Origin of the sequence: Citrobacter sp. wls827 (genome assembly GCF_005280875.1) — a bacterium.
GTDB lineage: Bacteria > Pseudomonadota > Gammaproteobacteria > Enterobacterales > Enterobacteriaceae > Citrobacter > Citrobacter youngae.
The window spans coordinates 208,920-231,083 of sequence record NZ_SZWR01000019.1; the positions used below are offsets into that span (position 1 = coordinate 208,920).

General features: G+C 54.1%; 13 protein-coding genes. 9 read left to right on the plus strand and 4 right to left on the minus strand.

Annotated features, from left to right (window positions below; translation table 11 throughout):
* Window positions 1-4: 4 nt before the first annotated feature.
* The 3 genes from asmA to udk form a co-directional block, all read right to left on the minus strand.
* Window positions 5-1,858: an outer membrane assembly protein AsmA gene (gene asmA, locus FDX03_RS16340; RefSeq protein ID WP_116360250.1), complete on the minus strand. Its 1,854-nt coding sequence runs from the start codon at window positions 1,856-1,858 to the stop codon at window positions 5-7.
* Between the two features lie 25 nt (window positions 1,859-1,883).
* The gene (gene dcd / locus FDX03_RS16345; RefSeq protein ID WP_003036774.1) at window positions 1,884-2,465 is read right to left on the minus strand and encodes a dCTP deaminase; all 582 of its coding nucleotides are present in this window, start codon (window positions 2,463-2,465) and stop codon (window positions 1,884-1,886) included.
* Window positions 2,466-2,556: 91 nt separating this feature from the next.
* Window positions 2,557-3,198 (minus strand): uridine kinase, encoded by a 642-nt coding sequence (gene udk / locus FDX03_RS16350; RefSeq protein WP_005128328.1) that lies wholly within the window; start codon window positions 3,196-3,198, stop codon window positions 2,557-2,559.
* A 315-nt stretch (window positions 3,199-3,513) separates the two neighbouring features.
* On the opposite strand from udk, the gene FDX03_RS16355 reads away from it, so the two are divergent.
* Window positions 3,514-6,843: a diguanylate cyclase gene (locus FDX03_RS16355; protein WP_137346288.1), complete on the plus strand. Its 3,330-nt coding sequence runs from the start codon at window positions 3,514-3,516 to the stop codon at window positions 6,841-6,843.
* Here FDX03_RS16355 and alkA read toward each other — a convergent pair.
* A complete protein-coding gene (alkA, locus tag FDX03_RS16360; RefSeq protein WP_048212048.1) occupies window positions 6,811-7,680 on the minus strand; it encodes a DNA-3-methyladenine glycosylase 2 in 870 nt (289 codons plus the stop codon). The two genes, FDX03_RS16355 and alkA, sit on opposite strands and share 33 nt — an antisense overlap.
* 136 nt (window positions 7,681-7,816) lie before the next feature.
* Between alkA and yegD the strand changes: the two genes are divergently transcribed.
* The 8 genes from yegD to yegQ all read left to right on the plus strand — a co-directional run bounded on the left by yegD (window position 7,817) and on the right by yegQ (window position 22,109).
* Complete coding sequence (yegD, locus tag FDX03_RS16365) at window positions 7,817-9,169, plus strand: molecular chaperone (RefSeq protein WP_115602257.1); 1,353 nt, start codon at window positions 7,817-7,819, stop codon at window positions 9,167-9,169.
* 437 nt (window positions 9,170-9,606) lie between these two features.
* Window positions 9,607-10,854, plus strand: coding sequence for an MdtA/MuxA family multidrug efflux RND transporter periplasmic adaptor subunit (locus FDX03_RS16375; protein ID WP_061067668.1), 1,248 nt, complete (start codon window positions 9,607-9,609; stop codon window positions 10,852-10,854).
* Window positions 10,854-13,976 (plus strand): MdtB/MuxB family multidrug efflux RND transporter permease subunit, encoded by a 3,123-nt coding sequence (locus FDX03_RS16380; RefSeq protein WP_137346250.1) that lies wholly within the window; start codon window positions 10,854-10,856, stop codon window positions 13,974-13,976. The genes FDX03_RS16375 and FDX03_RS16380 overlap by 1 nt, the downstream gene beginning before the upstream one ends.
* Complete coding sequence (mdtC, locus tag FDX03_RS16385) at window positions 13,977-17,051, plus strand: multidrug efflux RND transporter permease subunit MdtC (protein ID WP_137346251.1); 3,075 nt, start codon at window positions 13,977-13,979, stop codon at window positions 17,049-17,051.
* A complete protein-coding gene (locus FDX03_RS16390) occupies window positions 17,048-18,460 on the plus strand; it encodes an MFS transporter (RefSeq protein WP_137346252.1) in 1,413 nt (470 codons plus the stop codon). The genes mdtC and FDX03_RS16390 overlap by 4 nt, the downstream gene beginning before the upstream one ends.
* Window positions 18,460-19,863 (plus strand): two-component system sensor histidine kinase BaeS, encoded by a 1,404-nt coding sequence (gene baeS, locus FDX03_RS16395; RefSeq protein WP_048212054.1) that lies wholly within the window; start codon window positions 18,460-18,462, stop codon window positions 19,861-19,863. Before FDX03_RS16390 ends, baeS begins: the two co-directional genes overlap by 1 nt.
* The gene (gene baeR / locus FDX03_RS16400) at window positions 19,860-20,582 is read left to right on the plus strand and encodes a two-component system response regulator BaeR (RefSeq protein WP_008785214.1); all 723 of its coding nucleotides are present in this window, start codon (window positions 19,860-19,862) and stop codon (window positions 20,580-20,582) included. The genes baeS and baeR overlap by 4 nt, the downstream gene beginning before the upstream one ends.
* A gap of 165 nt (window positions 20,583-20,747) precedes the next feature.
* A complete protein-coding gene (yegQ, locus tag FDX03_RS16405) occupies window positions 20,748-22,109 on the plus strand; it encodes a tRNA 5-hydroxyuridine modification protein YegQ (protein ID WP_048212055.1) in 1,362 nt (453 codons plus the stop codon).
* The last annotated feature ends 55 nt before the right edge of the window (window positions 22,110-22,164 follow it).

The window sequence follows — 22,164 nt, forward strand, 5'->3', positions numbered from 1 at the left end:
GGGTTCAAAGTTTATCCAGCAGCTTTTTAACGTCTTTGCCGTTGCGAGAGTCTTTGTTGCGATCGGCCCAGTCGTTCAATCGGCGTTTCGCTTCATCCTGCATATGCTTACGCAAGAGTTGGTCCACCTGCAGGTTATAGTTCAACGACTGCCACTTGCCATAGACCCTGAGCGGAACTGGGGTCGCTTTGAGGAAATCGATCAATTTACTTTCCCCATTCCATCCGCCCAGCACGCGCACGTTAAACTGAGTATCACAATTTTGCTCAACCAGATCTAACGTGCCCTTACCCGAAAGCGCCAACATGGCAGACTGCCCTTCCATGTTATCCAGCGTAACCTTGCCGTTATCCAGCGTCAGATCGGTCACAAAGCGATCCAGCCGCGTCGCATTATCCAAATCCTGTTGTGAGCCTGCATTACCGCCGCTACGTTCAACCGCCTGTTGCACCAGTTGCTGGAAGTTCATGCCTTCCATACGCGTGCCGCTCATCTCAACATTGGCCTGTCCTTGCCAGCTGTGGCGAAATGCCTGCGCATCAATGTCAGAGCCCGAAAAATCGCCAGCCAGTGACAGCTTGCCAGTAAGGGCTATCGGATAGTCAAAAGCTTTCAGGATAGTGCCGATTTCTACGCCTTCCAGCCGTGGGTGAAAGACTGCCCGTGGTGAGCCTTTTCTGGCATCCAGCGAACCTGGAAGTGAGATCAATCCACCGTCACTTTTCCCCTGCAACTCATTGATATTCAACAAGCCAGCCTGGTTGACGATTTTTGCAGAAACATGATCAAATGCCATTTTCCGCCAGAGAACTTTATCCGCCTGTAGTGCAATGTTGGCGGAAAATCCTTGCAGCCCCTGATAAGAGACGGCATCAACCTGCGAGGAAATGACTGGTCGCGCCAGCGTCGACTGGCTCTGACTCTGCTGTGCCCCGGTATCTGTCGCCGCCAGAGCATCATGCTGTACAATCAGGTTATCCAGATTGAGCTGGCCGAATTTCAGATTGACGTCCCATGCGGGTTTCTCCGCCAGCGTCACCTGAGCTTGCCCGGCGAGTGAACTGTCATTAGCAGTTAAGTTAATCTGCGTAAAGTTGAGCTGTTTTTTCTCTTCCTGCCACCGAGCCTGAAGCTGACCCTGGCCGCGGATCCCCTGCGGCGGCAAGTCAGCGCCCTGTAACTGCCAGCTCAACTGCTCAATATTGGCGACTAAATCATGCGGATAGTCAGACGCATCGACAGCGCCACTGATGGACAACGTCAGGTCGCGCTGGTCACGGTTAACGCGGCCGGTGAAATCGAACGTTCCACGATGCTGGGCATCCTGTTCCATATTCAGGTGAATATCACGAACCGTTATCTGTTCATCGTCTTCATGCTGGAATACCAGAACGCTGTCAGCCACGCGCAGGCGAGCGATATCAAACGACCATCCACGATCCTCTGCCAGATCCGGCAGCGTATTATCTTTTGGCGCAACAGGGGCATCGACTCCGCGCACAGCCTCGGTTTCAGGTATGAGTTGAATCACCGCGCCTTTGAGCATGACTTGCTTTACGCTGAGTTGGTGACTCAACAACGGCCACAAGGCGACGTCCAGACGCATATTGTCGGCACGAACCAGCGGTTCGCTGGCACCTTCGGCCGTTAGCACCATGCGCCCGGAGAGAATGCTCAACTGGGGCCATACGTGCCAGCGCAGAGGACCATCCAACTGCAGTTGATATCCGCTACGCGCCGCAACTTGCTTCACCATGTATGCGCGGAAATCATTCGGATTAACCAACAATACTAACGCAGAGAAACCGGCCACCAGCACGACCAGAATAATCATCAGCGTCGTCAGAAATCGTCTCATGCTATCCCCAATGGACTGAAAACACTCAGTCTTTATCGATCCGGCTGGCTACCGCGCCCTGCTGATCGCGATACTTCGCATCCTGGCGACGGTTGTAAGGTCGCGCTGCCGGGCCGGAAAGCGGTTCGAAGCTCAGTGCCCCTATCGGCATACCGGGGCGCAGAGCCAACGGTAATTTTCCTGAGTTGTAAAATTCCAGGACGATGCACCCCGACCAGCCCGGATCAATACGGTGTGCCGTAACGTGTACCATCAGGCCCAGACGTGCCAGCGAAGAACGGCCGTCTAACCAGCCAACAAGGTCGGAAGGCAGCGTAACGGATTCGAAAGTTACCGCCAGCGCTAATTCACCCGGATGCAGGAAAAACGCCTCACCGTCTTTGAGGACAATTTCATCACTCATTACGCGGTCAAGCGCAGCACTGACCTCATCCTTCGGTCCGCTCAAATCGATATACGCCGCCGTATGACCGCGGAACGTACGAAATTTGTTACCAAGGCGCACATCTACCGTTGCGCCATTGATACGCTCGACAGGAGGACGTGGATTGATCGACAGACGACCTTCATCCAACCAGGCTTCAATATCTCGGTCACATAAACGCATGGCACTTTCTCCTTTCGTGCTTCAAACCCTTAATGCCAGGCGCGTTAAGGGTGAACCAGGTTATCACTGAACGGTACACAATTCGCTGAACTTATTCAAAGAACTGACTGATTTTCGCCTTCAGAATATCGATAGCAATGCGGTTTTTACCCCCGCGAGGCACGATGATATCGGCGTATTGTTTTGAAGGCTCAATAAATTGCAGGAACATCGGACGTACGGTTTTTTGGTATTGCGCCATCACCGAATCCATTGAACGACCACGTTCATTCACATCCCGCTTGATACGGCGCATCAGGCAAATATCCAACGGCGTATCAACAAAAATAGAGAAGTTCATTTCATCACGCAAACGCGCATCCGTCAGCAACAAAATGCCTTCCAGAATAATGACTTTCTTGGGTTCAATATGAATAGTTTCTTGTGTGCGCGTGTGTTCAACATAACTATAAACGGGCAATTCAATGGCGGAACCACGTTTAAGTGTTTGCAGATGCTGAAACAGCAAACTGTGATCCATCGCGTTCGGATGGTCGTAGTTCGTTTTTACGCGTTCTTCCATCGACAGATGGCTTTGATCCTTGTAATAGCTGTCTTCGGGAATAACGCCAATATGTTCGTCACCGACTTGTTCACGCAATTCGCGATAAAGGGTACTGGCAATAAGACTCTTGCCGGAAGCCGATGCGCCGGCAATGCCGATAATGACGCACTGATGGGACTGATCAGTCATAAATTTAGCGACCTGATTAACCTGGATGTAAGGAAGGGCGGCGTCGAAACGCCAAACGCGGCAATTATAGGGATTTCAGCAGCGCGATGCCAGCCCAGGCTGCACCAATGCTTTCCCTGTCGCAAATTAAAACGGTTAATTTTAAAGCAGGCTCAAATTTTATTCACCCGCCTTAGGAATTAATGGCTTGGACGTGTTAATTTATGAGCAACTGGCGTATAAATTGTAAATTATTTGTACTAGCATAAACGAAGATTAAACGTGATGCGGCCGGTAACTCTGCTGGCCGACATCGGCTATTTGGGTAAAGTGGTAATGAGTAAGCAATTCCAACATGTTTTAGTTACCCTACCCCATCCTCTGCTGCGCCTGGCCAGTTTAGGTCTGGTAGCATTTATCTTTACGCTATTTTCGCTGGAGCTGTCGCGCTTCGGTACCCAACTGGCACCGCTTTGGTTTCCAACCTCAATCATGATGGTGGCGTTTTACCGCCATGCAGGAAAAATGTGGCCCGGGATAGCGCTGGCTTGCTCATTCGGCAGCATCGGCGCGTCTTTGCTGTTTTTTCCTGGAGGCTCGCTTAACTATACTTATACGACCATCAATATTATTGAAGCGGTCGCCGGCGCGATATTATTGCGCAAACTGCTCCCCTGGTATAACCCCTTACAGAATCTGAATGACTGGGCGCGTTTGGCCTTGGGTAGCGCCGTCATCCCTCCGCTGTTAGGTGGTGTGCTGATGTGGCTACTGCTCCCGGAGGGAACCTCGTTAAATACGTTTCTCATTTGGGTGCTTTCCGAATCCATCGGCGCGCTGGCGCTGGTGCCATTAGGTCTGTTATTCAAGCCTCATTATCTGCTGCGTCACCGCGATCCACGTTTACTGCTTGAGACCCTCATCACGCTGCTCGTCACCTTAACGTTCAGCTGGCTTTCCATGATGTACGTGCCGTGGCCGTTTACCTGCGTCATTGTGTTGCTGATGTGGAGCGCCGTCCGTTTGCCGCGTATGGAAGCATTTTTAATTTTCCTCAGCACCGTCCTGATGGTCTCTCTGATGCTGGCGGCCAACCCATCGCTGCTCTACACCCCGAAAGCGAATGTGATGACAAGTATTCCGTGGCTGCCGTTTTTGATGATTCTGTTGCCAGCCAACATGATGACTATGGTGATGTACGCATTTCGGGCCGAGCGAAAACACATCTCGGAAAGCGAATCGCGTTTTCGTAATGCTATGGAATATTCCGCGATTGGCATGGCGCTGGTCGGTACCGAAGGGCAGTGGTTACAGGCAAACAAGGCGTTGTGCCAGTTTCTTGGCTACAGCCAGGAAGAGCTGAGAGCGCTGACCTTCCAGCAGCTCACCTGGCCGGAAGATCTGAATAACGACCTCGAACAACTCGGCATGTTGGTCCGTGGTGAAATCAACAGTTACTCCATGGAAAAGCGCTATTACACGCGCGCGGGCGACGTTGTCTGGGCATTGCTGGCCGTTTCGCTGGTACGCCACAGCGACGACACCCCGCTCTACTTTATTGCACAGGTTGAAGACATAAACGACCTGAAGCACACCGAGTGGATGAATAAGCGGCTGATGGAACGCATTACCCTAGCCAACGAAGCGGGCGGTATCGGTATCTGGGAGTGGGAACTGCAACCCGACGTGATCAGTTGGGATAAGCGCATGTTCGATCTCTATGAAGTCCCGCTACATATCAAACCCAGTTGGCAAGTCTGGTACGAGTGCGTCGTACCGGAAGATCGCGAGCATGCTGAAAATGTGATTCGCGACTCTCTGGCCGCACGAATTCCCTTTAAGCTCGAATTTCGTATTGCAGTACGTGACGGCGTACGCCATATCCGCTCGTTGGCTAACCGGGTACTGAATAAAGACGGAGAAGTTGAACGCTTACTCGGTATCAATTTGGATATGACCGAAGTGAAGCAGCTTAACGAAGCGCTGTACCAGGAAAAAGAGCGCCTGCACATCACGCTGGACTCAATCGGCGAAGCGGTGATTTGCATTGATGTCGACATGAACGTGACCTTCATGAACCCGGTTGCCGAGAAGATGAGCGGCTGGCAGCAGGACGACGCGATAGGTATTCCGTTACTGACAGTGCTGCGAATTACCTTTGGCGATAACGGCCCATTGATGGAAAACATCTACAGTGCCGATATGTCGCGTACTGCCATAGAGCAGGAGGTGGTTCTGCATTGCCGTAACGGCAGCAGTTACGACATTCAGTACAGCATTACGCCACTCAGTACCCTTGACGGTGGTAGCATTGGCTCCGTACTGGTCATTCAGGATGTCACCGAGTCGCGTAAGATGTTACGCCAACTGAGCTACAGCGCGTCCCATGATGACCTCACCCATCTTGCTAACCGGGTCAGCTTCGAGAACCATCTGAAACAATTGCTACAAGCCGTACACAATACGCATCAGCGCCATGTTCTGGTCTTTATCGATCTGGATAGGTTTAAAGCCGTGAACGATAGCGCGGGCCATGCTGCAGGCGATGCCCTGCTGCGCGAACTTGCTTCTCTGATGCTCAGCATGCTGCGTACCAGCGATGTACTGGCTCGTCTCGGTGGCGATGAATTCGGCCTGTTGCTGCCGGATTGCAACATCGAAAGCGCTCGCTTTATCTCAGGCCGTATTATCAGCGCCATCAACGAGTATCAGTTCAGGTGGGAAGGCCGTCTGCACCGCATAGGCGCCAGTGCGGGTATTACGCTGATCGATGAGAAAAATCATGTCGCGACTGAGGTCATGTCTCAGGCAGATATCGCCTGTTATGCCGCCAAAAATAGTGGGCGTGGCCGGGTCTGCGTGTATGAACCCCAGCAAAGTCAGACGCACGCCTCACGGGAACTGCTGTCGTTTGATGAACAGAAGCACATTATTGCGCACAACCCGATGCTCATGATCGCCCGGGGAGTGGCCTCTCCACGCATTCCTGAGACATTCAGCTTCTGGCTACTCTCACTGCGCCTGGGAACAGAGGACGGTGATGTTATCGAAGAGCATATTTTCCGTACCGGACTCGTTGACCCCACGCTTAATCATGCGCTTGACCGCCGGGTTTTTAACGAATTTTTCCAGCATGCAGCGACGGCGATTGCCAGTAAGGGGCTCAGTATTGCCCTGCCCCTTTCTGCCGCCGGACTGTTGAGTACCGAACTTGTGGATGAACTGCTGGCGCAGTTGCAGCATAGTCCGCTACCACCACGCTTATTACACCTGACCGTTCCAGCCGGAGTGATGAAATCGCATCCAGCTCAGAGCCTATCGGCCATTCAGCGACTTCGTCACGCGGGTTGTCGGATTATTTTAAGCCAGGTAGGACGCGACTTAGAGATTGTTGAAAACCTGAAGTTTCACACCGTCGATTACCTGTTACTCGACAGTGAGATCAGCGCCAGTGTTCACGGCAACCTGATGGATGAAATGTGGGTTTCTATTATCCAGGGTCATGCACAGCGACTGGATATCAAAACGATCGCCGGCCCCGTGCAAATGCCGCTTATTATGGACGCACTTTCTGGTATCGGTATTGATATGATCTACGGCGACATCATTGCTGATGCTCAGCCGTTGGATCTGCTACTCAATACCAGCAACTTCGCTATCAACTGACGGCTGCCACCCTTCTGTATACCAGATATGTAATAACGCATAGGAGCGCCACGGCTTCCAGCGCTCGGCATAGCGCCGGATCTGGGCTGGTGTCATGCCCGGAAAGCGTTGTTTGATCAAATAATCGTCAGGAAGAAAAACATCTTTCGCCTGCCAACCGCGTAGCGCGAAATAATTGGCAGTCCAGCGCCCTATACCGGGAAACGTTTGTAAGTGCTTTACGCCTTGCTCAATATCAACTGGTGCAACCGATGCAAGCCTTCCGGTGAGCATTGCTCGTGCCAGATGAATGAGCGCTTCAGCGCGTTTGAGCGGCATCCCTAAGGCTTTCAGATGCAAAGGCTCAGCTGCAGCCAGCGCTTGTGGTGTGGGAAAACAAACATACTCAGGCGCGTCATCAAGCCTGTCACCGTAGGCGCGTACAACTTTCGCGGTCAGTTTTGCCGCCATTGCAACGCTAACTAACTGGCCTAATATCGCCCTCACACCTTGTTCAAAGGCATCGACAGAGCCAGGCAGCCGCAGTCCAGGACGCGCTGCGCCCAGGCTGCCCAGCGCGTTAGCAATATGCTGTGGGCAACAGCGAAGATCGAACAACCGCTCAATTTTGGCGAGGCATTCTGGCGCAACGGGCTGTAACCCCGGACTTAGCCTGACCTGCAACTGGTGTGTCTTCAGGTCAGGCACTACGCTCACCAGTCCACGATATTCACCGATAACCAGGCTTCTGGTGTAATACAGCTCCCCGACGGTTTCGACGCCATCCACCGCACGGGCGGCAAGAAACCCTAGCATCCAGGGCCAGTCATAGGGCGGCTGCCAGCTCAGTGTTAACATTCAGGTGTCCTTTTTAGTTAAACCTACAGCATAAACAGTATTCAATCGATACGCCTTGCTTTCATATTCCAGTTGTCGGGGCGGCGACATTTCGCTAAAGTCACGCCCCTTCTTCACTGGCATGGGGATTTCTACGGTGTTTATTGGTTTTGACTACGGTACGGCAAACTGTTCAGTAGCCGTAATGCGTGACGGGCAGCCACACTTGCTCAAAATGGAAAACAACAGCACGTTACTGCCCTCAATGCTTTGTGCGCCTACGCGCGAAGCGGTGAGCGAATGGTTGTATCGCCATCATGATGTCCCCACGACGGATGCCGAAACACAGGCGCTACTGAGTCGTGCAATGCGTTATAACCGCGATGAAGACATCGATGTTAGCGCCAATAGCGTGCAGTTTGGTCTGGCGTCACTGGCGCAGTACATTGACGACCCGGAAGAGGTGTACTTTGTTAAATCGCCAAAATCATTCCTGGGCGCCAGCGGTCTGAAGCCGCAGCAGGTTGCGCTATTTGAGGATTTGGTTTGCGCGATGATGCTGCATATTCGCAATCAGGCGCAAAACCAGCTGCCGGAAGCGATCACCCAGGCCGTTATCGGTCGCCCGATCAACTTCCAGGGGTTAGGCGGTGATGACGCCAACGCCCAGGCGCAGGGTATTCTGGAACGTGCGGCCAAACGCGCCGGTTTTCAGGATGTCGTCTTCCAGTACGAGCCGGTAGCCGCGGGTCTGGATTTTGAAGCAACCTTGCAGGAAGAAAAACGCGTACTGGTGGTGGACATCGGCGGTGGCACCACTGACTGTTCGCTACTGCTGATGGGGCCGCAATGGCATCAGCGCGCCGATCGCGAAAACAGCCTGCTGGGACACAGTGGCTGCCGCGTGGGCGGTAACGATCTGGATATTGCGTTAGCCTTTAAACATCTGATGCCACTGCTGGGCATGGGCGGCGAAACGGAAAAAGGCATCGCATTGCCGATTTTACCCTGGTGGAACGCGGTCGCGATCAACGATGTTCCCGCGCAAAGTGATTTCTACAGTACCGCCAATGGACGTTTACTCAACGATCTTGTCCGCGACGCGCGTGAAGCAGACAAAGTGGCGCTGCTGCTTAAAGTCTGGCGTGAACGCCTGAGTTATCGCCTGGTACGCAGCGCAGAAGAGAGCAAAATTGCGCTTTCTGACCAGACAAATGTTACCGCGGCACTGCCGTTTATCAGCGATGCGCTGGCCACCGCTATCAGCCAGCAAGGACTGGAAATGGCGTTAAATCAACCGCTGGCACGTATTCTTGAGCAGGTTCACTTAGCGCTGGATAACGCGCAGGAAAAACCGGATGTCATTTATCTGACCGGCGGTAGCGCCCGTTCACCGCTGATCAAAAAAGCCCTTGCTGAACAGCTCCCGGGGATCCCTATCGCCGGTGGCGATGATTTCGGCTCTGTCACCGCCGGACTGGCCCGCTGGGCTGACGTTGTTTTCCGCTAAGCGGCTCGCAGGCTCAAAGGTGCGCGTATTGACATCATCGTTACTGTGGCTTATTTTCAGGAGTGAGGGTTAGGGAAGGTTTCCCCTCCCCCTGGTGTCTTAGTAAGCCGGTAAGCTAATGACTAAGAGTACCACCAGTATGATGACGTACTTCATCATAACCCTTTCCTTATTTTGGCCCCTTCCTCGGGAGGGGCTTTCCCGTTCCAGCATCCCGCTGAAATCTTTGGCTTACCTCCTTTTGCCTTGACCGCACTCTAACGCACAATGACGCATTCGCTATTTTCGCCGCAAATTGTTGCGTAATGCCTCGCAAAGCCGCGCCGTCATTCAGACGAATCCCGACAGTGTTTCATAATTCCTCCATTTTTCTCCCTTGTTCACTGGCTAAACTAGTATCATTCCGCGAAACGTTTCAGGATGAGAAACTCATAACAATGAAAGGCCGTAACAAATCCCGCTGGGTGATAGTAATCGTGATCGTCGTGGCCGCCATCGCCGCCTTCTGGTTCTGGCAAAGTCGCAGCGAGCCCCAGGGAACAGCCCCCGGCGCAACCCGTCAGACGCAACCCGCTCCGACAGCGGGACGGCGAGGAATGCGTTCCGGTCCGTTGGCTCCGGTTCAGGCGGCCACGGCAGTCGAACAAGCGGTTCCACGCTATCTGACCGGGCTGGGTACCATTACTGCCGCGAACACCGCGACGGTACGCAGTCGCGTGGACGGCCAACTCATCGCCATACACTTTCAGGAAGGGCAACAGGTGAAAGCCGGCGATCTGCTGGCTGAGATAGACCCCAGTCAGTTCAAAGTCGCACTGGCGCAGGCGCAGGGGCAACTGGCAAAAGATAAAGCCACGCTGGCCAATGCTCGTCGCGACCTCGCACGCTATCAGCAGTTGGTTAAAACCAATCTGGTCTCTCGTCAGGAACTGGATGCGCAACAGGCGCTGGTCAACGAAACACAAGGGACGATAAAAGCCGATGAAGCCAGCGTCGCCAGCGCGCAATTGCAGCTCGACTGGAGCCGGGTAACGGCACCTGTTGATGGTCGGGTGGGCCTGAAGCTTGTGGATGTGGGTAACCAGATATCCAGCAGCGATACCACCGGGATTGTCGTCATTACACAAACCCATCCTATTGATCTGGTTTTCACTTTGCCAGAGAACGATATCGCGACCGTAGTACAGGCACAGAAATCGGGGACGCCACTGAAAGTTGAGGCCTGGGACCGTACCAACTCACAAAAACTGAGCGAAGGCGTGCTGCTGAGCCTCGACAACCAGATTGACGCCACCACCGGCACCATCAAAGCAAAGGCCCGCTTTAACAACCAGGACGATGCCTTGTTCCCGAATCAGTTTGTTAACGCTCGCATGCTGGTCGACACGCAGCAAAATGCCGTTGTGATCCCAACAGCCGCCCTGCAGATGGGCAACGAAGGCCACTTTGTCTGGGTGCTGAACAGCGACAACAAAGTCAGCAAACATCTGGTTAAACCGGGTATTCAGGACAGCCAAAAAGTGGTGATCGCCGCAGGGTTGTCCGCGGGCGATCGCGTCGTCACCGACGGGATTGATCGTCTGACGGAAGGAGCTAAAGTCGAGGTCGTGGAGGCTCACGCCGCCACCACTAGCGACGACAAAGCCACACCGCGCGGCTATGGCAAAAAAGGAGCGAGCTCCTGATGCAGGTGTTACCTCCCGGCAATACAGGCGGCCCGTCCCGCCTGTTTATTCTGCGCCCCGTCGCCACCACGTTGCTGATGGTCGCGATTCTGCTTGCGGGTATCATCGGCTATCGTTTCCTGCCCATTGCGGCATTGCCGGAAGTGGATTACCCCACCATTCAGGTCATAACGCTCTATCCCGGAGCCAGCCCGGATGTCATGACGTCTGCGGTTACCGCGCCGCTTGAACGTCAGTTCGGTCAGATGTCTGGCTTAAAACAGATGTCCTCGCAAAGCTCCGGTGGCGCATCGGTCGTCACGTTGCAGTTTCAACTGACCCTGCCACTGGATGTTGCCGAGCAGGAAGTTCAGGCCGCCATCAATGCTGCTACCAATTTATTGCCGAGTGACCTACCTAACCCACCGGTCTACAGCAAAGTTAATCCAGCCGATCCGCCAATCATGACGCTGGCCGTCACCTCGACCGCCATGCCGATGACGCAGGTGGAAGATATGGTCGAAACCCGCGTCGCGCAGAAAATATCTCAGGTTTCCGGCGTCGGTCTGGTAACCCTTTCCGGTGGACAACGTCCGGCGGTCCGCGTGAAGCTTAACGCACAGGCCATTGCCGCCCTCGGTTTAACCAGCGAAACCATCCGTACGGCCATCACCGGTGCCAACGTTAATTCAGCGAAAGGGAGTCTTGATGGGCCTACGCGCGCCGTTACGCTTTCCGCTAATGACCAGATGCAGTCCGCAGATGAATATCGTCAGCTCATTATTGCCTATAAAAACGGTGCGCCGGTTCGTCTGGGCGATGTCGCTACCGTCGAACAAGGAGCAGAAAACAGCTGGCTGGGTGCATGGGCAAATAAGCAACAAGCTATAGTGATGAATGTGCAGCGCCAGCCTGGGGCAAACATCATCTCCACAGCTGACAGTATCCGTCAGATGCTGCCGCAGCTCACCGAAAGCCTGCCCAAATCGGTTAAGGTCAGCGTACTTTCCGATCGTACAACCAATATTCGTGCCTCTGTTGCAGACACCCAGTTCGAGCTGATGCTGGCGATAGCGCTGGTGGTGATGATTATCTACCTGTTTCTGCGCAATGTTCCGGCGACAATTATTCCCACCGTCGCCGTACCGCTATCGCTAGTCGGCACTTTCGCGGTGATGGTATTTCTTGATTTCTCCATCAACAACCTGACCTTAATGGCGCTCACCATCGCAACGGGCTTTGTGGTGGATGACGCTATCGTGGTTATCGAGAATATTTCGCGCTATATCGAAAAAGGGGAAAAACCGCTGACTGCCGCCCTGAAAGGCGCAGGCGAGATTGGTTTTACCATCATCTCCCTGACGTTTTCATTGATTGCGGTATTGATCCCACTGCTATTCATGGGCGATATCGTCGGGCGCTTGTTCCGTGAATTCGCCGTTACGCTGGCCGTGGCGATTCTGATTTCCGCCGTCGTTTCACTTACCCTCACGCCGATGATGTGCGCGCGTATGCTTAGTCAGGCCTCATTGCGTAAGCAAAACCGCTTCTCCCGCGCCTCGGAGCGCATGTTCGATCGTGTGATTGCCGGGTACGGTCACTGGCTGGCAAAAGTGCTTAACCATCCGTGGCTGACGCTGAGCGTGGCGCTCGGCACGCTGGCATTGAGCGTCATGCTGTGGGTTTTCATCCCCAAAGGTTTCTTCCCAATTCAGGACAACGGCATTATTCAGGGCACGCTGCAGGCTCCACAATCCAGTTCATTTGCCAGCATGTCCGAGCGCCAGCGTCAGGTTTCAGATGTCATCCTTAAAGATCCGGCGGTAGAGAGCCTGACCGCGTTTGTTGGCGTAGATGGTACGAATCCGGCATTAAACAGCGCGCGTTTGCAAATCAACCTTAAACCGCTGGATGAACGTGACGATCGCGTGCAGAAAGTGATCTCCCGGTTACAGGACGCGGTTGACAGAGTCCCCGGCGTTGACCTCTACCTTCAGCCGACCCAGGACCTGACAATTGATACCCAGGTCAGCCGGACGCAATATCAGTTCACGCTGCAAGCAACTTCCCTGGATGCCCTCAGCACTTGGGTTCCGCAGCTGTTAGCAAAACTACAGCAGCTACCGCAACTATCCGATGTCAGCAGCGACTGGCAGGATCAAGGTCTGGTGGCGTATGTGAACGTCAATCGCGACAGCGCCAGCCGTTTAGGCATCAGCATGGCGGATGTCGATAACGCCCTGTACAACGCCTTCGGTCAGCGGCTGATTTCAACCATTTACACCCAGGCCAACCAGTATCGCGTGGTGTTAGAACATGACATCAACAATACCCCTGGGATTGCTGCGCTGGATACCATTCGTCTGACCAGTAGCGATGGCGGGATCGTACCGCTCAGCGCGATCGCCAGCATTGAGCAGCGCTTTGCACCGCTATCAATTAACCATCTTGATCAGTTCCCGGTGACGACTATCTCGTTCAATGTGCCAGATAATCAGTCATTGGGCGATGCAGTACAGGCGATTCTGGATACTGAAAAAACGCTTAACCTGCCTGCTAACATTACCACTCAGTTCCAGGGCAGTACGCTGGCCTTCCAGGCTGCCCTGGGCAATACCATCTGGCTGATTGTGGCGGCAGTGGTCGCGATGTATATCGTGCTCGGCGTATTGTACGAAAGCTTTATTCATCCGATTACGATTCTCTCTACACTTCCCACCGCGGGTGTCGGAGCGCTGCTGGCGCTCATGATTGCCGGCAGCGAACTGGACGTCATCGCGATTATCGGCATTATTTTGCTCATCGGTATCGTCAAGAAAAACGCCATCATGATGATCGACTTTGCCCTTGCCGCTGAACGCGAACAGGGTATGGCGCCACGTGACGCCATTTTCCAGGCGTGTTTACTGCGTTTTCGCCCGATCCTGATGACTACGCTGGCAGCGCTGCTCGGCGCGTTGCCGCTGATGTTAAGTACCGGTGTGGGCGCGGAGTTACGCCGTCCGTTAGGGATTGGCATGGTTGGCGGTCTGTTGGTAAGTCAGGTATTAACTCTGTTTACCACGCCGGTGATTTATCTGCTGTTTGATCGACTGTCGCTGTACGTGAAAAGCCGCTTCCCACGTCAGGAAGAGGAAGCGTAAATGAACTTTTTTGCGCTTTTCATTCATCGTCCGGTAGCGACCATTCTCATCTCGGTGGCGATTACGCTGTGCGGCATTCTGGGCTTTCGTCTGCTGCCGGTCGCTCCACTGCCGCAGGTTGATTTCCCCGTGATTATGGTCAGCGCATCATTACCCGGTGCCTCCCCTGAAACGATGGCATCTTCGGTCGCAACTCCGCTGGAGCGCTCACTTGGGCGGATTGCGGGCGTAAATGAGATGACATCAAGCAGTTCGCTTGGCAGTACGCGCATTATTCTCGAATTTAAATTTGACCGCGACATCAACGGTGCAGCACGGGACGTACAGGCCGCCATTAACGCCGCGCAAAGCCTGCTGCCCAGCGGGATGCCCAGCCGCCCGACATATCGGAAAGCCAACCCTTCTGATGCGCCAATCATGATCCTGACGCTCACGTCTGACACATACTCACAGGGTGAACTGTACGATTTCGCATCGACGCAACTGGCGCAGACCATCGCACAAATCAATGGCGTCGGTGATGTGGATGTCGGAGGAAGCTCTCTTCCCGCCGTGCGTGTGGGGCTTAATCCGCAGGCACTGTTTAACCAGGGTGTATCACTGGACGCAGTGCGTAGCGCGATCGACAACGCTAACGTGCGTAAGCCACAGGGCGCTATCGAAGATGAAACCCATCGCTGGCAGGTACAAACTAACGATGAGCTGAAAACCGCCGCCGAATATCAACCTATTATCATCCACTATAACAACGGCGCAGCGGTGCGGCTGGGTGACGTTGCGTCTGTAACCGACTCAGTACAGGATGTTCGTAACGCGGGGATGACCAACGCCAAACCGGCCATTCTGCTGATGATCCGCAAACTGCCGGAAGCCAATATTATTCAGACAGTAGACAGCATTCGCGCCAAATTGCCGGAATTACAAACGCTGGTCCCGGCCGCCATCGATCTGCAAATCGCCCAGGACCGTTCGCCGACTATTCGCGCCTCGCTGGAGGAAGTCGAACAGACGCTGATTATCTCCGTCGCGTTGGTTATCCTGGTGGTGTTTGTTTTCCTGCGCTCCGGGCGCGCGACCTTAATCCCCGCAGTAGCGGTTCCGGTCTCGCTGATTGGTACCTTTGCCGCCATGTATCTGTGCGGATTCAGCCTGAACAACCTGTCGTTGATGGCGTTAACCATTGCGACGGGATTTGTCGTCGATGATGCCATTGTGGTACTGGAAAATATTGCCCGCCACCTGGAAGCGGGAATGAAGCCACTCCAGGCGGCATTACAGGGTACGCGCGAAGTGGGATTCACGGTGCTCTCCATGAGCCTGTCGCTGGTGGCGGTTTTCCTGCCTCTGCTGTTAATGGGCGGGTTGCCTGGACGCCTGCTGCGCGAATTTGCCGTCACGCTGTCGGTTGCCATCGGCATTTCACTGCTGGTATCGCTGACGTTGACGCCGATGATGTGCGGCTGGATGCTCAAATCCAGCACGCCACGCGAACAATCGCGTAAGCGGGGATTTGGCCGTGTATTGGTGGCATTACAACAAAGCTACGCCACCTCGCTGAAGTGGGTGCTACGCCACACGCGCATGGTGGGCGTGGTGCTACTCGCAACCATTGCCCTGAACGTCTGGCTCTATATTTCAATCCCCAAAACCTTCTTCCCGGAGCAGGATACTGGCGTACTCATGGGCGGGATCCAGGCCGACCAGAGCATCTCTTTCCAGGCGATGCGCGGCAAACTGCAGGACTTTATGAAGATCATCCGCGACGATCCTGCGGTAAATAACGTTACCGGGTTTACCGGCGGATCACGCGTCAACAGCGGAATGATGTTTATCACCCTGAAGCCACGTGGCGAACGTCACGAAACGGCGCAACAGGTGATCGACCGCCTGCGTGTCGCGCTTGCCAAAGAACCCGGCGCAAACCTGTTTCTGATGGCGGTGCAGGATATTCGCGTCGGTGGTCGCCAGGCTAATGCCAGCTACCAATACACTCTGTTATCAGATGACCTCGCAGCACTACGCGAGTGGGAACCGAAAATCCGTAAGGCGCTTGCCGCCCTGCCCCAACTGGCTGACGTCAACTCCGATCAGCAGGACAATGGCGCGGAGATGAATCTTATCTACGATCGCGACACCATGTCTCGTCTGGGGATCGACGTCGCAGCCGCCAACAGCCTGCTGAATAACGCCTTTGGTCAGCGACAAATTTCAACCATCTATCAGCCGATGAACCAGTACAAAGTGGTGATGGAGGTCGACAGGCGTTACACCCAGGACATTAGCGCGCTGGACAAAATGTTCGTCATCAACAATGACGGTAAGGCGATCCCGTTATCGTACTTTGCCAAATGGCAACCGGCGAATGCGCCGCTATCGGTAAACCATCAGGGATTATCTGCCGCCTCAACCGTGTCGTTTAACCTGCCAACAGGTTCTTCTTTATCTGAGGCGACAGAGGCCATCAACCGAACCATGACCCAGCTCGGCGTTCCCTCCACGGTTCGCGGCAGCTTTGCCGGTACGGCGCAGGTATTTCAGGACACCATGAACTCACAGGTGATCCTGATCATCGCCGCTATTGCCACGGTCTACATCGTGCTGGGCATGCTGTATGAAAGCTATGTTCACCCGCTGACCATTCTCTCCACGCTACCTTCAGCGGGCGTTGGGGCTTTGCTGGCGCTGGAGCTGTTCAATGCCCCGTTCAGCCTAATCGCCCTGATAGGGATCATGCTATTAATTGGCATTGTGAAGAAAAACGCCATCATGATGGTCGATTTTGCGCTGGAAGCGCAGAGAAATGGCAATTTGCAGCCGGAAGAAGCGATTTTCCAGGCCTGCCTGCTGCGCTTTCGCCCAATAATGATGACCACGCTGGCGGCCCTGTTTGGTGCGCTGCCGCTGGTATTATCCGCAGGTGACGGCTCTGAACTGCGTCAACCACTGGGGATAACCATTGTTGGCGGGCTGGTTGTCAGTCAGCTACTGACACTGTACACCACGCCTGTGGTCTATCTCTTTTTCGACCGTCTGCGTTTTTCGCGTAAAAACAGCAAACCGGTAGCAGAGTTATGACAGAACTTCCCGACAGCACCCGCTGGCAACTTTGGATTGTGGCATTTGGCTTTTTTATGCAGTCGCTGGATACCACCATCGTCAACACCGCGCTTCCCTCGATGGCCAAAAGCCTCGGGGAAAGCCCACTGCATATGCACATGGTCATTGTGTCGTATGTGCTTACCGTTGCCGTAATGCTCCCCGCCAGCGGCTGGCTGGCTGATAAAATCGGTGTGCGCAATATATTCTTCACCGCTATCATTCTGTTTACGCTGGGATCGCTTTTTTGCGCCTGGTCCGGAACGCTGAATGAACTGGTGATGGCTCGCGTGTTACAAGGTGTAGGCGGCGCGATGATGGTGCCGGTCGGCAGATTGACGGTGATGAAAATCGTCCCACGCGAGCAATACATGGCGGCAATGACATTCGTCACCTTGCCCGGTCAGATTGGTCCACTTCTGGGCCCGGCATTAGGCGGTATTCTGGTTGAGTACGCCTCCTGGCACTGGATCTTTTTGATTAACATTCCGGTAGGCATTGTCGGGGCAATAGCGACGTTAATGCTGATGCCCAACTACACCATGCAAACTCGCCGTTTCGACCTTTCTGGATTCATGATGCTGGCTGTCGGCATGGCGGTACTCACCTTAGCGCTTGATGGTAGTAAGGGAACCGGCATTTCCCACATCACGCTGACAGCACTGGTTATCTGTGGCGTACTGGCGATCCTGCTGTATCTGAAACACGCCCACAACAACCCTCGTGCACTGTTTAGCCTGCACCTGTTTCGTACACACACCTTCTCGTTAGGCCTGTTTGGCAGCTTTGCCGGGCGGATTGGTAGCGGGATGTTACCGTTCATGACCCCGGTATTCCTGCAGATTGGATTGGGCTTTTCGCCATTTCATGCCGGTTTGATGATGATCCCGATGGTGCTGGGCAGTATGGGAATGAAACGCATCGTGGTGCAGGTCGTCAACCGGTTTGGTTACCGTCGCGTACTGGTCACCACCACGCTTGGCCTGTCGATGGTCAGCTTGTTGCTGATGAGCACCGCGTTACTCGGTTGGTATTACGCCCTGCCGTTCATACTGTTCTTACAGGGAATGGTCAATTCTACCCGCTTCTCCTCAATGAACACGCTGACGCTAAAAGACCTGCCGGATGACCTCGCGAGCAGCGGCAACAGCCTGCTGTCGATGATCATGCAACTGTCGATGAGTATCGGGGTAACCATCGCCGGTCTGTTGTTAGGCATGTTCGGGCAGCAACATATCGCCATCGACAGCGCGTCTACGCATACCGTCTTTATGTATACCTGGCTGTGCATTGCGTTCCTTATCGCACTGCCCGCCATCATTTTTGCCCGCGTGCCGGACGACACGCAGACCAACGCGGTGATTTCACGGCGCAAAAGGAGTACCTGATGAAGTTCTGGCGGCCCGGTATCACCGGCAAACTGTTTCTGGCGATTTTCGCCACCTGCATTGTGTTGCTGATCAGCATGCACTGGGCCGTACGCATAAGCTTCGAACGCGGTTTTATCGACTATATTAAGCACGGTAACGAACAGCGGCTGCAAATGTTGAGTGATGCGCTCGGCGAACAGTATGAACAACATGGCAACTGGCGATTTTTGCGCAATAACGATCGGTTTGTTTTTCAGATCCTACGTTCTTTTGAACACGACAACGACGATGATAAACCGGGTCCAGGTATGCCGCCGCACGGCTGGCGTACACAGTTTTGGGTTGTCGATCAAAATGCCCACGTACTGGTCGGCCCGCGGGCTCCGGTCCCCCGCGACGGTATGCGCCATCCCATCCGCGTCAACGGTAGCGAAGTGGGTGCTGTGATTGCCTCTCCGGTGGAGCGCTTAACGCGCAATACCGATATCAATTTCGACATGCAGCAAAGACGTTCCAGCTGGCTTATCGTTGCGCTCTCCACGATCCTGGCGGCGCTGGCAACGTTTACGCTGGCGCGTAGCCTGCTGGCCCCGGTCAAACGGCTGGTGGAAGGCACGCACAAACTTGCGGCTGGTGATTTCACCACTCGCGTTGCGCCGACCAGTACGGATGAGCTGGGTAAACTGGCGCTGGACTTTAACCAGCTCGCCAGTACGCTGGAAAAAAACCAGCAGATGCGCCGTGACTTTATGGCCGATATTTCTCATGAACTGCGCACGCCGCTGGCAGTTTTGCGCGGCGAACTCGAAGCCATCCAGGATGGTGTACGTCAGTTCACGCCGGATTCGGTAGCCTCACTGCAGGCCGAAGTCGGTACGCTCACCAAACTGGTAGACGATCTCCATCAGCTTTCTATGTCTGATGAAGGTGCGCTGGCCTATCAGAAAACCTCGCTGGACCTGATCCCTCTGCTGGAAGTGGCCAGCGGCGCGTTTCGTGAACGTTTTGCCAGCCGTGGACTGACGATCCAACTTTCACTCCCGGACAGCATGACAGTCTTTGGCGACAGGGATCGCCTGATGCAACTGTTTAACAACCTACTGGAAAACAGCCTGCGCTACACCGACAGCGGTGGCGGTCTGCATATCAGCGCCGAACAGCGCGAGCGGATGGTGTTATTAACCTTCGCCGATTCCGCCCCCGGCGTTAGCGACGAACAGCTACAGAAACTGTTTGAACGTTTTTACCGCACCGAAGGGTCCCGTAACCGGGCCAGCGGAGGGTCCGGGCTGGGGCTGGCAATTTGCGTCAACATCGTCCAGGCGCATAATGGTCTGATCCGCGCCGCCCATTCGCCTTTTGGCGGGGTTAGCATTACAGTAGAATTACCGCTGGAACGCGATTTACAGAGAGATGTATGACTGAGTTACCCATTGATGAAAACACGCCGCGTATTCTGATCGTGGAAGACGAACCCAAGCTGGGGCAACTGCTAATCGACTACCTGCGTGCGGCAAGCTATGCCCCTACGCTCATCAATCACGGTGATCTGGTGTTGCCTTACGTACGCCAGACGCCGCCCGATCTGATCTTGTTAGATCTGATGTTGCCAGGTACCGACGGTCTGACTCTGTGTCGGGAGATTCGTCGTTTCTCGGAAGTCCCCATCATGATGGTGACCGCCAAAATCGAAGAAATTGACCGCCTGCTGGGGCTGGAGATCGGCGCCGATGACTACATTTGTAAACCGTACAGCCCGCGGGAAGTCGTCGCGCGAGTGAAAACGATCCTGCGCCGTTGCAAGCCACAGCGCGAACTGCAACAAATGGATGCAGACAGCCCGCTGATTGTCGATGAAGGTCGTTTTCAGGCATCGTGGCGTGGAAAAATGCTCGACCTGACGCCCGCTGAGTTTCGCTTACTCAAAACGCTGTCTCATGAACCGGGAAAAGTGTTCTCCCGCGAACAGTTGCTTAATCATCTCTACGACGATTACCGCGTGGTTACCGACCGCACTATCGACAGCCATATCAAGAACCTGCGCCGTAAACTGGAATCGCTGGATACAGAGCAGTCGTTTATCCGCGCGGTCTATGGCGTAGGATATCGCTGGGAAGCCGATGCCTGCCGGATTGCTTAATCTGCCAGAAGTCAAAAAGGCCGGGTAAGGCGAAACGCCCACCCGGCACAATAACTTTACCTACCCGTCACGCAGCGATACAATGCCCGCCCTTAATATGGGGGCACTCCCCCAACCGCTTCATTCAGTGAAGCGAGTCTGACCTGTCATCAGAACGAGAAAACTATGTTTAAACCGGAACTCCTTTCCCCGGCGGGAACGCTGAAAAATATGCGTTACGCTTTCGCCTATGGCGCAGATGCTGTGTATGCGGGCCAACCGCGTTACTCTCTGCGTGTACGCAACAACGAATTCAACCACGAAAACCTGCAGCTCGGCATTAATGAAGCCCATGAACTGGGTAAAAAATTCTATGTGGTGGTGAACATTGCCCCGCACAACGCCAAGCTGAAAACCTTCATTCGTGACCTGAAACCCGTTGTGGAAATGGGGCCGGATGCGCTGATCATGTCCGATCCAGGGCTTATCATGCTGGTGCGCGAAAACTTCCCGGAGATGGACATTCACCTTTCGGTACAGGCTAACGCCGTAAACTGGGCGACGGTGAAATTCTGGAAGCAGATGGGGCTGACCCGCGTGATCCTCTCCCGTGAGCTGTCGCTGGAAGAAATTGAAGAGATCCGCACCCAGGTGCCGGATATGGAGCTTGAAATCTTCGTGCACGGTGCGCTGTGCATGGCCTACTCCGGCCGTTGCCTGCTCTCCGGCTACATCAACAAACGCGACCCTAACCAGGGTACCTGTACCAATGCCTGCCGCTGGGAATACAACGTGCAGGAAGGGAAAGAAGATGTAGTGGGTAATATCGTACACAAATATGAACCCATACCGGTACAAAACGTGGAACCGACGCTTGGGATCGGCGCGCCTACGGACAAAGTGTTTATGATTGAAGAAGCCCAGCGTCCGGGTGAATACATGACCGCGTTCGAAGACGAACACGGTACTTACATCATGAACTCAAAAGATTTACGCGCAATTGCCCACGTTGAACGCCTGACCCAGATGGGCGTGCATTCGCTGAAAATCGAAGGCCGTACCAAGTCTTACTATTACTGCGCCCGTACCGCACAGGTCTATCGTAAAGCCATTGACGATGCTGCAGCCGGTAAACCGTTCGATCCGCAACTGCTGGAAACACTGGAAGGCCTGGCGCACCGTGGTTATACCGAAGGATTCCTGCGCCGCCATACGCATGACGACTATCAGAACTACGAATACGGTTTTTCTGTTTCCGAACGTCAGCAGTTTGTCGGCGAATTCACCGGCGAACGCAAAGGCGATCTGGCCGCTGTACTGGTGAAAAACAAATTCACCGTCGGTGACAGTCTGGAGCTGATGACCCCACAGGGTAACGTCAATTTCACCCTTGAGCAGATGGAAAACGCGAAAGGCGAAGCTATGCCAGTTGCGCCTGGTGATGGTTATACCGTATGGATGCCCGTACCGCAGGATATCGATCTGAATTATGCATTGTTGATGCGTAATTTTGCCGGTGAGTCCACGCGCAACCCGCATGCTAAGTAGTTAATTACGGTTATTTTTCAGCGTTCGGAAGATTCTTAGAAATCGATCACATACC

Coding starts and splice junctions, on each gene's coding strand:
- baeR (WP_008785214.1), top strand. CDS start 19,860: ATGACTGAGTTACCCATTGATGAAAACACGCCGCGTATTCTGATCGTG.
- FDX03_RS16380 (WP_137346250.1), top strand. CDS start 10,854: ATGCAGGTGTTACCTCCCGGCAATACAGGCGGCCCGTCCCGCCTGTTT.
- yegQ (WP_048212055.1), top strand. CDS start 20,748: ATGTTTAAACCGGAACTCCTTTCCCCGGCGGGAACGCTGAAAAATATG.
- baeS (WP_048212054.1), top strand. CDS start 18,460: ATGAAGTTCTGGCGGCCCGGTATCACCGGCAAACTGTTTCTGGCGATT.
- FDX03_RS16355 (WP_137346288.1), top strand. CDS start 3,514: ATGAGTAAGCAATTCCAACATGTTTTAGTTACCCTACCCCATCCTCTG.
- mdtC (WP_137346251.1), top strand. CDS start 13,977: ATGAACTTTTTTGCGCTTTTCATTCATCGTCCGGTAGCGACCATTCTC.
- FDX03_RS16390 (WP_137346252.1), top strand. CDS start 17,048: ATGACAGAACTTCCCGACAGCACCCGCTGGCAACTTTGGATTGTGGCA.
- dcd (WP_003036774.1), bottom strand. CDS start 2,465: ATGCGTTTATGTGACCGAGATATTGAAGCCTGGTTGGATGAAGGTCGT.
- FDX03_RS16375 (WP_061067668.1), top strand. CDS start 9,607: ATGAAAGGCCGTAACAAATCCCGCTGGGTGATAGTAATCGTGATCGTC.
- alkA (WP_048212048.1), bottom strand. CDS start 7,680: ATGTTAACACTGAGCTGGCAGCCGCCCTATGACTGGCCCTGGATGCTA.
- udk (WP_005128328.1), bottom strand. CDS start 3,198: ATGACTGATCAGTCCCATCAGTGCGTCATTATCGGCATTGCCGGCGCA.
- asmA (WP_116360250.1), bottom strand. CDS start 1,858: ATGAGACGATTTCTGACGACGCTGATGATTATTCTGGTCGTGCTGGTG.